Origin of the sequence: Candidatus Kaistella beijingensis, from assembly GCF_020084865.1 — a bacterium.
Classification (GTDB): domain Bacteria; phylum Bacteroidota; class Bacteroidia; order Flavobacteriales; family Weeksellaceae; genus Kaistella; species Kaistella beijingensis.
The window spans coordinates 1,270,654-1,285,490 of record NZ_CP071953.1 but is presented as its reverse complement, the minus strand read 5'-3'; the positions used below and the strand labels follow the sequence as shown (position 1 = coordinate 1,285,490).

The 14,837-nt window shown below is 36.4% G+C and carries 15 protein-coding genes; 7 read left to right on the top strand and 8 right to left on the bottom strand.

Features of this window, described 5'->3' with window-relative positions; translation table 11 throughout:
• The first annotated feature begins 96 nt into the window (after positions 1 to 96).
• From J4771_RS05995 to J4771_RS05965, 7 genes are all read left to right on the top strand, one after another.
• On the top strand, positions 97 to 816 hold the full coding sequence (locus J4771_RS05995; RefSeq protein ID WP_224137500.1) for a pyridoxine 5'-phosphate synthase: 720 nt from the start codon (positions 97 to 99) through the stop codon (positions 814 to 816).
• Between the two features lie 211 nt (positions 817 to 1,027).
• The gene (locus J4771_RS05990) at positions 1,028 to 1,723 is read left to right on the top strand and encodes an alpha/beta hydrolase (protein WP_224137498.1); all 696 of its coding nucleotides are present in this window, start codon (positions 1,028 to 1,030) and stop codon (positions 1,721 to 1,723) included.
• A gap of 16 nt (positions 1,724 to 1,739) precedes the next feature.
• Complete coding sequence (locus tag J4771_RS05985) at positions 1,740 to 1,895, top strand: DUF6922 domain-containing protein (RefSeq protein ID WP_224137496.1); 156 nt, start codon at positions 1,740 to 1,742, stop codon at positions 1,893 to 1,895.
• A gap of 288 nt (positions 1,896 to 2,183) precedes the next feature.
• Positions 2,184 to 2,975, top strand: a complete 792-nt coding sequence (locus J4771_RS05980) for an alpha/beta fold hydrolase (protein WP_224137494.1) — start codon at positions 2,184 to 2,186, stop codon at positions 2,973 to 2,975.
• A gap of 94 nt (positions 2,976 to 3,069) precedes the next feature.
• On the top strand, positions 3,070 to 4,074 hold the full coding sequence (locus J4771_RS05975) for an NAD-dependent epimerase/dehydratase family protein (RefSeq protein ID WP_224137492.1): 1,005 nt from the start codon (positions 3,070 to 3,072) through the stop codon (positions 4,072 to 4,074).
• A gap of 55 nt (positions 4,075 to 4,129) precedes the next feature.
• Positions 4,130 to 5,893, top strand: a complete 1,764-nt coding sequence (locus J4771_RS05970; protein WP_224137490.1) for an AMP-dependent synthetase/ligase — start codon at positions 4,130 to 4,132, stop codon at positions 5,891 to 5,893.
• Between the two features lie 264 nt (positions 5,894 to 6,157).
• On the top strand, positions 6,158 to 7,210 hold the full coding sequence (locus J4771_RS05965; protein WP_224137487.1) for a diphosphomevalonate/mevalonate 3,5-bisphosphate decarboxylase family protein: 1,053 nt from the start codon (positions 6,158 to 6,160) through the stop codon (positions 7,208 to 7,210).
• Between the two features lie 80 nt (positions 7,211 to 7,290).
• Here the strand turns inward: J4771_RS05965 and J4771_RS05960 are convergent, their stop codons facing one another.
• From J4771_RS05960 to J4771_RS05925, 8 genes are all read right to left on the bottom strand, one after another.
• On the bottom strand, positions 7,291 to 7,485 hold the full coding sequence (locus J4771_RS05960; RefSeq protein WP_224137485.1) for a hypothetical protein: 195 nt from the start codon (positions 7,483 to 7,485) through the stop codon (positions 7,291 to 7,293).
• Between the two features lie 11 nt (positions 7,486 to 7,496).
• Positions 7,497 to 8,093 (bottom strand): MarC family protein, encoded by a 597-nt coding sequence (locus tag J4771_RS05955; RefSeq protein WP_224137483.1) that lies wholly within the window; start codon positions 8,091 to 8,093, stop codon positions 7,497 to 7,499.
• 43 nt (positions 8,094 to 8,136) lie between these two features.
• Positions 8,137 to 9,873 (bottom strand): BatD family protein, encoded by a 1,737-nt coding sequence (locus tag J4771_RS05950; protein WP_224137480.1) that lies wholly within the window; start codon positions 9,871 to 9,873, stop codon positions 8,137 to 8,139.
• Complete coding sequence (locus J4771_RS05945; protein WP_224137478.1) at positions 9,873 to 10,616, bottom strand: tetratricopeptide repeat protein; 744 nt, start codon at positions 10,614 to 10,616, stop codon at positions 9,873 to 9,875. The genes J4771_RS05950 and J4771_RS05945 overlap by 1 nt, the downstream gene beginning before the upstream one ends.
• 90 nt (positions 10,617 to 10,706) lie before the next feature.
• A complete protein-coding gene (locus J4771_RS05940; RefSeq protein WP_224137476.1) occupies positions 10,707 to 11,714 on the bottom strand; it encodes a vWA domain-containing protein in 1,008 nt (335 codons plus the stop codon).
• Positions 11,715 to 11,784: 70 nt separating this feature from the next.
• Positions 11,785 to 12,789, bottom strand: coding sequence for a vWA domain-containing protein (locus tag J4771_RS05935; protein WP_224137473.1), 1,005 nt, complete (start codon positions 12,787 to 12,789; stop codon positions 11,785 to 11,787).
• A 1-nt stretch (position 12,790) separates the two neighbouring features.
• Positions 12,791 to 13,723 (bottom strand): BatD family protein, encoded by a 933-nt coding sequence (locus J4771_RS05930; protein ID WP_394369786.1) that lies wholly within the window; start codon positions 13,721 to 13,723, stop codon positions 12,791 to 12,793.
• 233 nt (positions 13,724 to 13,956) lie between these two features.
• Positions 13,957 to 14,820 carry a DUF58 domain-containing protein gene (locus tag J4771_RS05925; protein ID WP_224137469.1) on the bottom strand — a complete coding sequence of 288 codons (864 nt, stop codon included), beginning with the start codon at positions 14,818 to 14,820 and terminating at the stop codon, positions 13,957 to 13,959.
• Positions 14,821 to 14,837 lie beyond the last annotated feature (17 nt).

Sequence of the window (14,837 nt, the reverse complement as noted above, 5' to 3'; positions counted from 1 at the left end):
AAATCTTAAATGCAAATCATTCACGAACTTTAAAATTTAAATAAATCAATCGTGAGCAAACCTATAATCTAAACACCTCAAATCTCGAATCAAACAATGACAAAACTGAGCGTAAATATCAATAAAATTGCCACCCTTAGAAATGCAAGAGGCGGTGAATTTCCGAGCGTTACAGAGGCTGCTGTAAAATTGCAAAAATTTGGTGCAAAGGGAATTACAGTTCATCCGCGTCCCGACGAAAGGCACATCACAAGAATAGATGTCTATGATTTAAAACCTTTAATTACCACGGAATTTAATATTGAAGGAAATCCACACCGACCTTTTATTGATATGGTTTTGGAAGTAAAACCTGAACAGGTGACTTTGGTTCCCGATGCAGATGATGCGATCACTTCCAATGCAGGTTGGGATTGCGAAAAGAATTTAGAGTTTTTAAAATCGGTGATTTCTGAATTCAAAAATGCGGGAATTAGAACCTCCATTTTTCTCGACCCAAATCCTGAAATGGTGAAATTTGCCGCAGAAACAGGTACGGACAGAATTGAACTTTACACCGAAGCTTACGCAAAAAAGTATCCGATCAACAAAGAGGAAGCCGTAAAGCCCTATTACGAAACCGCAGTTGAAGCTGCAAAATTTGGTTTGGGAATCAACGCAGGTCACGATTTGAGTTTGGACAATCTAAAATATTTCGCAGAAAATATTCCCAACTTACTGGAAGTTTCCATTGGTCACGCCTTGATTTCCGAAGCTTTATATTTGGGGTTGGAAAACACGGTTCAGGCATATTTGAAGCGATTGGCTACTTGGTAATTCGGTAATTCTGCAATGAAGTTTTTGAAATTTCCCACCATTTTAATTTTCTTGTTTTTCTGCAGCTGTCAAGTCAATTATCCAATTTTACAGCCGTGGAAAAATGATGTTTCCAAAAGAAACTTTTCTTGGAAAGAACAAAAAGATTCCATCCATCTGAAAATTTTCAGGCGAAAATCTACAGCCAATTTTCTTTAAAAACAAAGACACTTTGCAGCGCGGTTTTACCATTGAAAGCTCTTATTTTCAAGGAAACCAAGGTCGGAAAATCAACGCATGGCTTTTAAAACCCAAGAAAAATAGTGCTCTAAAATCTGTCTTCGCACTGCACGGAAATTCGGGAAATATCAATACTCATTTCGAAAATTTCGCTAATTTGACGGATTTTGGGTTTCAGGTTTTTATTTTCGATTATTCGGGATTCGGTTATTCCGAGGGAAAAGCAAACAGAAAAAATGCTTTAGAAGATTCTTATATTGCTTTTGAATTTTTCAAAAATCTAAGCGAAGTAAAAAACACTCAAAAAATAATTTACGGGCAATCCATCGGTGGAAATTTCGCAATTCCTGTTGCAAAAAAAAATCAGAACGAAATCGAAGGTTTGGTTGTGGAGGGAACTTTTTTGCAAACCGACGATATTGCGAATCATTATGTGCCTGTTTTTGGGAAAATTATTGTTAAAAATAATTTCGACAACGAAGAAAATCTCAAAAATTTCAGAAAGCCAATATTGGTTATACACAGCAAGGACGATAAGATTGTTCCCGAAAAATTGGGCAGAAAACTTTTTGAAAAAGCTAATCCACCAAAAAATTTTACGCTGATAGAAAAATGCCATGTCTGTGGAATAAGATTTTATGCGGGAGAAATTGCAGAAAAAATAAACAAAGTCATTTTTAAAAATTAGTTTGTATTTTTGAAGAATGGATTCTACAATCACAGTTCATGATTTTTCAGCACACCTTTTTTGGGATGTGGATTTGGAGAAATTTGATTTGGACCAATACAAGGAATTTATCGTTCAGCGTGTTTTGGAATATGGAATGCTGAAGTATTGGATTTTGCTAAAAGATCTGTAGGGAAAAGAAGCTATTAAAGAGATTTCGTTTCTCTTGAAAGATATAATTCCTGTCACGCTTTCGTTCTTGTCAACTATTTTCAATAATGAGGAAAAAGAATTTAGATGCTACACACCCATAAAATCCGAACTGAACTTTTGGAACTCCTAGAAAAAATGGCAACTGAAGAAACTTACTTACCTATTTTCAACAAGCAGAAAATTCTCCAGAACCTGAAGTTTTTGGGGAATTTAATTGGGAAAATTGTAAAGAGGTAATTAGTAATGAGTACTTGAAATTAAAATTTTTATGAATAACATCCTCCACTCAAAAATATACGGACAAGAAAAATCAGGAACGCCGCTTCTCGTTTTCCACGGACTTTTCGGAATGCTCGACAATTGGGGAAGTTTCGGGAAGGAAATGGGCGAACTTTTTCCTGTGCATTTAATTGATTTAAGAAACCACGGCAAAAGTTTTCATTCCGAAGAAATGTCGCACGACGATTTGGCGCACGACATCACCCATTACATGGAACATTACGGAATACAGAAAGCCAATTTGCTCGGTCATTCTTTAGGCGGAAAAGCGGTGATGCAATTCGCCATCAAATATCCTTTAAAAGTCGAGAAATTGATCGTTGTAGATATCGGTCCAAAAGCTTATCCACCGCATCATCAAGGAATTTTGAAAGCGTTGGAAAGTGTGGATTTCAACCAAGTAAATTCACGCCAGGAAGTTGAGGAAATTTTACAGCAATTCATTCCCGAAAAATCTGTCATTCAGTTTCTTGCAAAAAATTTATATTGGAAAGAGGAAAAGAAATTAGCTTGGCGTTTCAACTTGAAAACTTTATCTGAAAAATACAGCGATTTCGTTTCTAATGCGATTAAATTTGGAGTTTTTACCGGAGAAACTTTAGTTATTGCAGGCGAAAAATCAAATTATATTTTGCCGCAGGATGAATTTCAAATCAAGCAGCAATTCCCAAATTCTTCCATTGTTAAAATTCCCAACGCAGGACATTGGGTTCAAGCAGAAAATCCAAAGGATTTTAATGAAGTGGTGAAAGATTTTTTAATGCATCAATTTATTGATTAATTTGAAGATGAATGCGATTGAAGGTTTGAAAATGCATTTTTAAAGCGTATTTTTGTAAAATTCACCATTCACCATTGACCATTCACTGAAGAATATGACACTCGTAACCGGCGCTACAGGAATTCTCGGCAGAGTAATCGTTTTGGAACTTCTGAAACGCGGAAAAACGGTTCGTGCCACGAAAAGAAAAACGAGCAATCTTGAAGAAGTTCGCCATTCTTTCAAATTTTATACGGAGAATCCCGACGAATTTTTCAATAAAATTGAATGGGTTGATATCGATTTTGATGACATAGATTCGTTAAAAATAGCGGTAAATGGAGTAGAAGAAGTGTATCACTGCGCCGCAAAAGTCAGTTTCCATCCCAATGCTCGTAAGAAAATGTATCATAGCAATATTGATGGAACTAAAAACTTGCTTTACGCTTGTGAAAACTCATCGGTGAAAAAATTCTGCTTCGTGAGCTCCATTGCGGTTCTCGACGGATTTAATGAAAAGGGTATGATGGATGAAGATTCCGATTTCAATTCAAAACTCGAACATTCAGCTTATGCAGAATCGAAACATTTTTCAGAAATGGAAGTTTGGCGCGCTTCGGCAGAAGGTTTAAACGTGGTCATCGTAAATCCTGGAATGATTATCGGCAGCGGAAACTGGAACGAAAGCAGTGGATTGATTTATGAAAACTTCACGAAAGGTTTCACTTTTTCGGGCGGAACTTCTTATGTTGATGTTCGCGATGTTGCGAAAATTTCCGTGGAATTGATGGAGAAAAATATTTTCGGGGAGCGATTTATATTGATTTCTGAAAATAAACGATACAGTGAAATGACCAATTTCGTGCGAAATAAATTAGGAAAATCTACTCCGAAAATTCTTTCAAAATTGGTGTTGAATTTTGCTAAAATTTTAAATTTCTACTTTGGATGGTTTATTCCATCTTTGAAAATGGCGAACAAAGTCAACATCGAATCGGTCACAAATTTGAATACCGTTTCCAATCAAAAAATTAGGGAACGTCTTGATTATCAATTTATTCCCATAGAAGAAAGTCTTGATTTTCACTTAAAAAACTATAGACAAGACAAAAAATTGTAGTTGAAAATAATTGAAATAATTCGCCATGAGCCGAATTCAATTTTAAAATGTAAAAATGAATTTCACCCAATTCCTCAATAAAAACACCAAAAGATTTCCCATGAAACCCGCAATAGGTTTCAAAAAAAACGAAGAATGGAAAGAACTTGATTGGAAAAATTTTCGAAGAATGGTTTTCAAAACAGCCAATGCTTTGAAAGATGCGGGAATTGCTGAAAATGACCGGGTTGCGATTTATTCCGACAACTCTGCGGAATGGATTATTTTCGATTTGGCCATCATTTCTCTCGGCGCAATCACGGTTCCGATTTATTCTACAAACAATCTCGAACAGGCGGAATACATTCTAAAAGAATCAGAATCGAAAATGATTTTGGTCGGAAATCAGGAACAGTATGATGCGGCGTTTGAAATTTTGAATAAAAGTCATATTCTGCAAGAAATCATTGTTTCTAAGAAATCGGTTTGGATCAAAACAGAGAACTCACAATTCTTGGAAGACTTCATTAAAAATGCTGATGAACGCTTCAAAATTGTCGAAAAAAATGACGATGATTTAGCCACCATTATTTACACTTCGGGAACAACGGGTGTTCCGAAAGGAGTGATGTTGACTCACGGGAATTTTCAAAAATGTTGCGATGCCCATTTCGATTTCTTTAAATTCAGAAATTTTGAAGGGGAACATTCTTTGGCGTTTTTACCTTTAACACATATTTTCGAGAGAAGTTGGACTTTGCTTTGCCTCTACGGCGGTGCGAAAGTTTCATTTTTGGAAAATACCAAACTCATCGCGACCGCTTTAACTGAAGTTAAACCAACCATGATGTGCTCTGTTCCAAGGTTCTACCAAAAAATTTATGCGGGAATCCAAGAAATGGTTGCAGAAAGTTCCGATTCGAAAAAGAAAATTTTTAATTGGGCCTTGAAAAATGGGGGAGAAGTTGCGGAGTTGAAACGACTTGATAAGTCGATTCCACTTTCATTAAACTTGAAGAATGCTATTGCCAACAAATTGGTTTTCAATAAAATAAAAAACAAATTGGGTGGAAATCTTTGGTTCATGCCATGTGGAGGAGCTTCAATTTCTTCCGAAGTCACAAAATTTTTTGATGCGATGGGAATTCACATTACCGTTGGTTATGGATTGACAGAAACTACGGCTACTTTAACCGCATTTCCCCTGCAAAATTACGAACACGGAACAGCGGGAATCACTCTTGGCGACACCCAAATTAAGATAGGCGAAAACGATGAAATTTTGGCAAAAGGAAGCGGAATCATGAAAGGCTACTACAAAAAACCCCACGAAACCGCCGAAGTTTTTACCGAAGATGGTTGGTTCAAAACAGGCGATGCAGGAGAATTTGACGAGAAGGGAAACCTTGTTATCACCGATAGAATCAAGGATTTGATGAAGACTTCTAACGGAAAATATATCGCACCGCAACCGATTGAAAATATGCTGTCCAACAATAATTTCATTACTCAAGCGATGGTGATTGCAGAGGGAAAACCTTATGTAACCGCATTGATAATCCCTAATTTTGAAGCGTTGAAAGAGCAGCTCCCAAAGATGAATATTAATTTTACCAATTGGGAAGAAGTTGTAAATTTAGATGAGGTAAAGGAATTTTACCACCAAAAAATCAACGAGATTCAACACTCGTTTTCAGGATTTGAGAAGGTGAAAAAATTTGTTTTAATGCCGTCAGAATTCGAGATTGCAAGTGGCGAAATAACACCAACTTTAAAGGTGAAACGAAATGTGGTGATGAAAAAATATTCTGACTTAATTGATAAAATGTACCATAATTAAACAATGACGTAAGAATTCGCTTCTTGGCGAATTCAAAAAATATAAAAATAAACCACAATAGGAACAAAAGAAATCTGTTTATGAATGTCCTACAATTGCAATATTTCTTTCTAATGAGCAGAACACAAAAGAATGAAAATCTGCGATTTTCACTATTGTGAACTTGTTGTGAGCAAATAAAATAAACGCATTAAAATCATAGAACTTTTGTGCCTTTGGTGGTTTTAAAAAGCATTAATCATAATTTTTTCTCAAGTTAATCAAATGAACGAATTTCAAGGAAATCCAAATTTCAATATCTCAAATCAAACCGTTTCTGCCAGCTGTCCCTCAAATATTGCTCTAATTAAATATTGGGGAAAATACGAGAATCAAATTCCTGCAAATCCGAGTATCAGTTACACGCTAAATCATTGTAAAACAAATACTTTTATGGAATTTTTTGCAGATGAAGAATTTTCTGTCCAAACCTATTTAGCGGGAAACGAAGAGAAGAAATTTGCCGAAAAGATTGAGAAATACTTCAAAAATATTGAAGATTTTTTACCTTGGATTTTAAAGGGAAAATATATCATTAGAACCGAAAACACTTTTCCGCACAGTTCGGGAATCGCAAGTTCTGCATCAGGTTTCGGTGCGATTGCAAAATGTTTGATGGATCTTGACGAACAATTTTCAGGAAAAATAGCAGACGATTTAAAAGCAAAAAAAGAAAGTTTTCTTGCACGTTTAGGAAGCGGAAGTGCGTGTAGAAGCCTCTACAACGGATTGGTTGTTTGGGGAAAAACAGACGAAGTGGAAGGAAGTTCGGATTTATACGCCGTTCAATATCCTAATGAAGAAATTCATCCGATTTTTAAAAATTTCAACGATTGGGTTTTGCTGATTCACGAAGGTGAAAAATCGGTGAGTTCTACTGTTGGTCACGGTTTGATGAAAACAAATCCGTATGCGGAAAGGAGATTTCAGGAAGCTCATGAGAATTTTACTATTTTAAAAGAAATCCTTAAAACAGGAGATTTGCAAAATTTCATCAAATTGGTGGAACATGAAGCTCTGACTCTTCACGCAATGATGATGATGAGCGAGCCCGCTTTTATTCTCATGAAAACAGGAACTTTAGAAGTCATCAATAAAATTTGGAATTTCCGTAAAGAAACGGGGTTGGCTTTGTTTTTTACTTTGGATGCAGGTGCGAATGTTCATCTTCTTTTCCCTGGAGATTCCGATTCCGACAAAATCAAGGAATTTATTGTAAAAGAACTTCTTCAACACACCCAAAATAATGGAGTGGTGAAAGATGAAATGAATTTCTAAAAATACGAAGTACGAAGTACGAAATTTGAATGTTGCAACTTGCACCAATTGCACACTGCACCAATTTGCACCTAAAGAAACTATTTTTTCACCGAAAGTTTGCTCATCGAATGCAGCACGAAAACCACGATAATTCCAAGGATTGCAGCCGAAATTGACAAAATAAATTTAGAGTTTTCTTCGTGCCAAAAACCTAAATCCCATTCCATTACGTAAAGGTTGAAGCCGATGAAAATAACGAAAATTGCTAAAAATATTTTATAAAAAAGTTGCATTGTTGAATTTTTTAGAATTTAATATACGTTGTAAACAATTGTGCAAAGTTAGCAGTAAATAATTTAATAGAAATCGCCAAAAGTACAATTCCGAAAACTTTTTGTAGAACTTGAAGCGTAGTTGGACCTAATTTTCGTTCCAGCCAATTGGCCGATTTTAGGACCAAATAAACAAAAAGCGTGTTCAAAAGAATCGCTGCAATGATATTGATGTCGTGGTAATTTGCACGGAGTGAGAGCAAAGTAGTCAAAGTTCCTGCCCCTGCAACAAGCGGAAACGCAATCGGAACAATTGATGCCGCTTTTGGTTCTGTATTTTTGTGGATTTCAATTCCTAAAATCATTTCCAGTGCGATGATGAAAATAACGAAAGCACCTGCAATGGCGAAAGAATTTACATCTACCCCAATAAATTTCAAGATTTTATTTCCGATGAATAGAAATGCAAGCATAATACTTCCTGCAACAAGAGCTGATTTTTCGGAATCTATTCTGCCAAATTTTTGTTTTAAGCCCACAACAATCGGCAGTGACCCTACAATATCAATCACTGCAAACAAAACCATGGTCGTCGTCAATGTTTCTTTTAATGAAAAATGTTCAAACATTTCTTGAAATTTAGAATTTCGCAAAAATATAAAAAATAATTGATTATTTATTAATTTCTGAAAATATGGTTGAAATCGAGTTGAAAAGTTCTTCAATCCTTTCTTCGCTGTGGAAAGGTGCAAATCTTTCAAACTGGATCTGTTCTGATAAAACTCTGTATTGGTCAGCGAACTGTTGACCTTTGTTTTGCTCAAGAAAACGGCGGAAATCGCTTTCAGATTGTATAAGATTTCGTTTTTTTGTTTCGTTTACCAAATCATTGTACACCGAAAAGAATGTTGCGAAATCTTTATTATCTTTTAATTTTTTTAGATATTCTATATTTTCTTCTACAGAATTGTTTAAATCTTTTCGGATTAGATCTTCGGTTTCCGCAATCGAAACAAAGTTTTTTTCGGCAACTTGAGGTTTTAATTTTCGCTTTTCACGTCTTTTTACCACCACAAAGAACATGGCAATAAAAGCCGTCAATAAAGCAAAATTTCCGAAAACAACTTTCCAATTGATGCTGTTTTTGTCTTTCACTTTTAGGTTGTGAGTTTGCAAAACAGGTGTGTTTACTGTTTCTAGAACAGTATTGGTATAATCATTTACTTTCTCTAAAGTCGATTTTGCAGCCGCAATTTCTTCAGGCGTTTTCACATCCAAAGAAATTGATTTTGCACCTAAATCCACATATTTTTTGATGGTTGGATTGAAGAAAGAAAAATCTTCAAAGTTAATAGAAACTAAACCTGCTTTTTTCGGAACTACCACATAATCAGCCGTTACCACTCCCGAAAGTTCGTTTTGATGCGTCGTTGTTCTCGCAGTAATTTTTGGTGGATAGAAAATATAGTCGTTGGAACTTACAATTTTCGGCAAATGCAGTGTCCCAAAGTTTCCTGCTCCCGAAACTTTCATCGTCACATTTACAGGTTTTTGAATTTCAGAAACTTCTGTAGAGTTGTTGTTGACCACTGCAATATCAAATTTCCCAACGGCATTTTTAAAAGTTTCCGGCATTCCGGCCGGAAGTTTTTTTACGTTTAATTTCACTCGGTTGGAGACGATTTTGGCTTCTCTATTGGAATTTGAAATTGAAGCTGTAACCGGATTAATCTCAATATTTCCCTCTTCGGAAGGGAAAATCATGAACACCGCAAGAACCTGCGAATTCATTCCTGCAGAGGACTCAATTTCAGATTTTGCAAAACTTATCGGCTTAATTCTAGCATTTTTTTGCTGCGGAACTTGGATGTTTCCAACATTTCTAAAACTTCCGTAATCGCGGCTGTGTGCTCGAAGAATGGCAATCGTGGATTCGTTCTTATAAACTTCACGGTCCTGAACTTCAAGACTTAAATACAGGTCGTTTGAAGTGGAATTGTCTGCAACAGAAGTTTTTTTCTCCACATCGCGAACGTTGATGTCGAAAGGTTCGGTTTTATAAATTTTACCGTTCACGGTCACCAAAACAGACCCGAATTTAATTTTTCCTGATTGTTTTGGAGATAGAACCCACTGATAAACCATTTGATTGAGAACGTCTCCTTTTTTTGCATCCAAAACAACCGTGTTTTGTTCAGAAGCAGTTCCAATGATGTCGAATTTTGACAAATCAGGCATTCTCAACGGAGTTTCCTGCTGCATGTTTTCACCGCTTATTTCGAGTAAAACAGTAAGATTAAGTCGTTGATTTACTTTGGCGTCTTTAACATCAGAAACCGCCAAAGTGACTTGACCGTGAGCAAAAATCGCGGAAAATAGAGATAATATGTATAAAAATTTCAGTTTCATTACCAATCCTTCTCGTTGCTTTGTGGCATGGAGTAGGAGTTTTTGTTGAGAATCCGTTTTGCGGTTTCCCGTTCTTTGTTTTCTACACGGTTTAAGATGGAGTTTTCTAAATCTTTCGGCATTTTATCGGCGTCGTTGTTCTTACTCTGATCGGGATCGTTTCCTTCACCTTCGCCTTTGTTTTGTTGACCGTTTCCTTGTTCCTGTTTTGGTGTGTTTCCTTTGTCCTGACCTTGGTTTTGGTCTTTGTTTTTATTGTCTCCGCCACCGCCGCCGGAATTGTTTTTTTGTTGTTGCTGTTGCTGTTTTTCCTTTTCTTTCAGCATCGCAATTTCATAATTTTTTCGGATGGTTTCGTTGTAAGGATCTTGTTTTAAAGCCTGTTTGTAAAGTTCAGCTGCTTTTTTGGAATCGTTTTTCTGCATGTACGCATTTCCTGAATTGTAAAGTGCTGCAGATTTGTCTGGAATCGTGGTCGCCAATTTTTCTGCTTTTTCGAATTCAGCTTTTGCTTCGTCGTACATTTTTCTTTTGTACAAAGCATTTCCGAGGTTGTAATGGGCAGTGAAATCTTTTTCGTTCAGTTTGGCAGCTTCCATATATTTTGAGGAAGCATTGTCGTAATTTTTCTTGTCGAACTGTTGGTTTCCTTTAAAAATCAAGGTGTTGTAATTTTCCTGCGCGGAAAAAAACATCAGTCCAAAAATCATTAATACTGCCGAGAAAATAGCATTCGTGTTCATTATTGCAAAATTATTCCTTTAATTGTTAAAGTCTATAATCGAAATTGTTAAATTTCGGTTAAAGTTGCCCTTAAACAGACTGATTTTGAGTTAAATATTAAATTCCCTCTTCGGATTAAAGAGAAAAATAATCAAAAAGAAAAAGATGGAAACCGCAAGAAAATATTGATAATAATGAATGGCGTTATTTGATTTCACGATGCTTTCCGACGAAGTTGAAGTTTTTCTCAAGCCATCGATAATTTGTGAAGTGGCGTTGTCTAAATTATTTCCGTCCACATAAGTTCCACTAGTTTCGTTTGCGATATTTTGGAGTGCACGAATCTGTCTTTTAGAAATCACGGTTTGTCCCGAAACGTCAGTTTTATAACCCATCAATTGTCCAAAAACATATTCAGGAATTGGTGCACCTTCTTCGGAACCGATTCCAACACTGATGACGGAAATTCCTTCTTTATTGGCTAATTTGATGGCTGCCTTTTCATTTCCTTCATTGTCTTCCCCATCACTTAAAAGCACGACTTTTCTAGAACCTTTTGCGACGTTTTTAAATTTATCGGCAACTGTTCTCATTCCGTTTAAAAAGTCAGTTCCCTGAATTTTCATCACGTTCGTTTCAATTCCGCCGATGTAAGTTTCAGCCGCTGTAAAATCCGTTGTTAAAGGCATAATCGAAGAAGCTTCACCCGCAAAAACCACGATTCCTACCTTATCGTTTCTCATTTTGTTCATGGTTTGAACCATGATGTTTTTGGCTTCATCCAAACGATTCGGTTCCACATCCTGCGCATTCATCGAGTTGGAAACATCGAGGAGGAAAATCACATTGTTCATTTTCTGTTTGGATTTCACTTCTTCCGAACCGCTCAATAAATCCACGATAGAAAGAATTAAAAACAAAGTCGCAATCAAATAAAGCAACGGTAAAATTTTAGAGAATCCCGATTTCTTTTCAAACAATTCATTTTGAAAACGAGCTTCGGCAAAAACATTTTTCTTGCGGTTTTTCCACTTCACGTAATTGAACAGAACAATCCCGAGCCACGGCAATAGCAGCAGCAAAAGTAAGTACCAATAATTTCCTAAATACCAATTCACACGTAATTGTTGTTTAAAGTTTGAAGTTTAAGGTTTCAAGTTCCATGTTCCAAGTTTTTGTCATTACTCATCAACTCAAGACTTTATAAAAAACCCACCTCAAAGCCGCATCCAAAATCAAAATTCCCAAAGCAATCCACAGGAAAAATCTAAAATATTCTTCGTAATTATACAATTTGGTCGATTTCAATTCGCTTTTTTCAAGTTGGTTGATTTCGTTATAAACATCCTCCAAACTTTGGTTGGAAGTGGCTCTAAAATATTTTCCACCCGTTGTTTGCGCAATTTCCCGCAAAACGGGTTCGTCAATTTTAACCTCGACTTCATTAAAAACCAAGTCGCCGAAAATATCGGTCTGTGTCGGCATCAAAGCATAGCCATTCGTTCCAATTCCGATGGAATATACCTTAATATTATTTGATTTTGCGAGTTGTGCACCAACTTGAGGCGGCATAGCATTTTCTATGGTATTTACACCGTCGGTCATTAAAATAATGATTTTCGATTTGGCTTTGCTGTTCCGCAAATGACTCACCGCAACAGAAAGTCCTTCTCCGATTGCAGTTCCGGGCTGTAATTCGAGCGGATTAAGATTCTCGAGTTCATCCAAAACTACGGCGTGGTCGGAAGTTACGGGAACTTTCGTAAAAGCTTCTCCCGAATAAGTCACCAAGCCAATTCTGTCGCCTGGTCTTTGATTGACAAATTTTTTGGCGATTCCTTTTAAAGCCGTTAATCGGTCGGGTTCCAAATCTTTTGCCAACATACTTAAAGAAACGTCAACAGAAAGCATGATGTCGATTCCTTTGCTGTCGTCATTGTCTTGCGAAATGGTGAAAGTTCTTGGACGAGCCATCGCAATAATCAACGCCGAAAGAATCATGTATTTTGAAATTTTCAGCAGAGAGAGAACGAAGAGAATTCCCTTGTTTTCCTGCATATTTTTGGTAGTAGGGACTTTTATTCCCGTTCGTCTTTTCTTCTTTAAATCTAAAATGAAGAGCGGAATGAACGCCAAAAACAGCAGCAAAAACCACGGACTGTAAAATTCAAAATTCAAAAAATCTAACGTCATTTTATACTCCTGTTCTTAATTGTTCGGCTTCCAAATCTTTTGAGGAACGTTTTACGAAAGCTTTCATATCTTCAAAATCCTTCGACATGGTTTGCTCATCAGGAAAAGTTTTGGCAAATTTCACCAAGTCGCTGCGAAGAAAAACATCTTCCACGATTTTTTCGTTTTCGGGTGAAATGGCATTGTTCACTTTCATTACACTAATCAAATCGTCGGTCAATAAAACATCTGCAGGGATTTTATATTGCTTCGTGATGAAGTTTCTTGCAATCTCAATCAATTCCACATAAAACGAACGGTAATTTCCTGATTCGATGTACTTTTTCTTCTTTAAATTGTCTAATTCTTTCAGCGTCTGATTCGTCATCACGACAGGAGAATTTTTTCTGCGTCGTCCGTATTTTACAATTTGCCAAATCAAGAAAATCAGAGCGAGAAGAATCAAAACACCCAGAATATACCATTTATAAAGTTCCCAATAATCTTTCACATCGAGTTTTACCTCTTTGTTTTTCATGATGTCGTTGATTTGGTCGCCTTTCTGTGCGGTGTTCAAGACTTCAACTTCGTACGGAATGGTGTGGTAAACTTGTCCGCCAATTTTAAAATCTAAAGCGGGAATCGTAAATTTTCCTTCCTCAAAAACTTGGAATTCAATTATTCTTTCGTATAAATCGGGTTGTTTGCTGATGCTGTCTTTGATTTCCTCAAAATGAAAAGGAAGCAACTCATTTTTCGGCGCTGCAACCACATCTTTCCCCTGAAGATTGGAGATATTGACTTTAAAAACCCCGACTTCTCCCAAAGCCAAGGTTTTCTTGTCGAGTTTGGAACCCAATGTTTGCGAATAAGCAAAAACATTGAGGAAACAGATAAGTAAAAATATAATCCTCTCCCCAAATCCCTCTCCAAAGGAGAGGGACTTGCAATGCATTTCACTCGTATTATTTATGTTAAGTTTCATATTTTTTTAATTTGCCCAAATTCGGAATTGTGTTCCGCGCTGCGTTTAACTCAATATCCCAACGAGATGATGACATGGAGATTGTATTATTCAATTTCTCTTAATATTTCCCTGTTTCGTAAAACAATATTTCTCCATCATCATTCATCAACGATTTTCGCAATAATTTTCAAATTAAACGATTCTCAAATTTTAAAATTCACTCACCGCTTCCTAAAATACTGATACAAAAACTTCGAGTAATCTTCTCCTGTATTGATATTCATAAAACTTGCCGAGGAATTTTCAAAATCTTCGGTTACCTCTTTTATTTTTTTCTTCTGATGTTCTGCATAATTATAGCGCCATCTCGAATTCGATGTATTTGCCCAAACTTGTTTTCCTGTTTCAGCATCGTGGAAAAGTGCATAACCAATATCGGGAATTTCATTGTCTTTGTCATCAAAAACACGCATTCCGAGAAGTTGGTGTTTTTTCGAGGCAACTCTTAAAATTTTTAGATCATAAGAATCCTCAAAATCTGAAAATATAAAAGCCATTGATTTTTTCTGGAAGACACTCATCATAAATTGCAATGCTTCATCGATTTTTGACTCTGCAGGAACGTATTCAGAAGTCAAAATGTTACTGATTATCGCCAAAATATGTTTTCTTCCTTTCTGTGGCGGAATCACTTTATACACTTTGTCGGCAAACAAAATCAATCCCACTTTATCGTTATTTCCCGCTGCGGAAAAACCTAAACTTGCACAGATTTCTGCTACAAATTCACGCTTCAATTGAGTTTTCGTTCCGTAATCCATGGAGGCTGAAATATCCACCAAAAGCATCATCGTCAATTCGCGTTCTTCTTCCATAACTTTCACGAAAGGTTCACGAAATCGGGCGGTTTTATTCCAATCTATTCTACGGATTTCATCACCAAATTGATATGGCCGAACTTCCGAAAAGGTCATTCCCTGTCCTTTGAAAGCGCTGTGATATTGCCCCATCAAAGTAGCCTCCGACTTTTTTTTAGTCCGAATCTCAATCTGCTTTACTTTCTTGATGATATCTTTAATGTCCATGATTGCTGACTGATAAA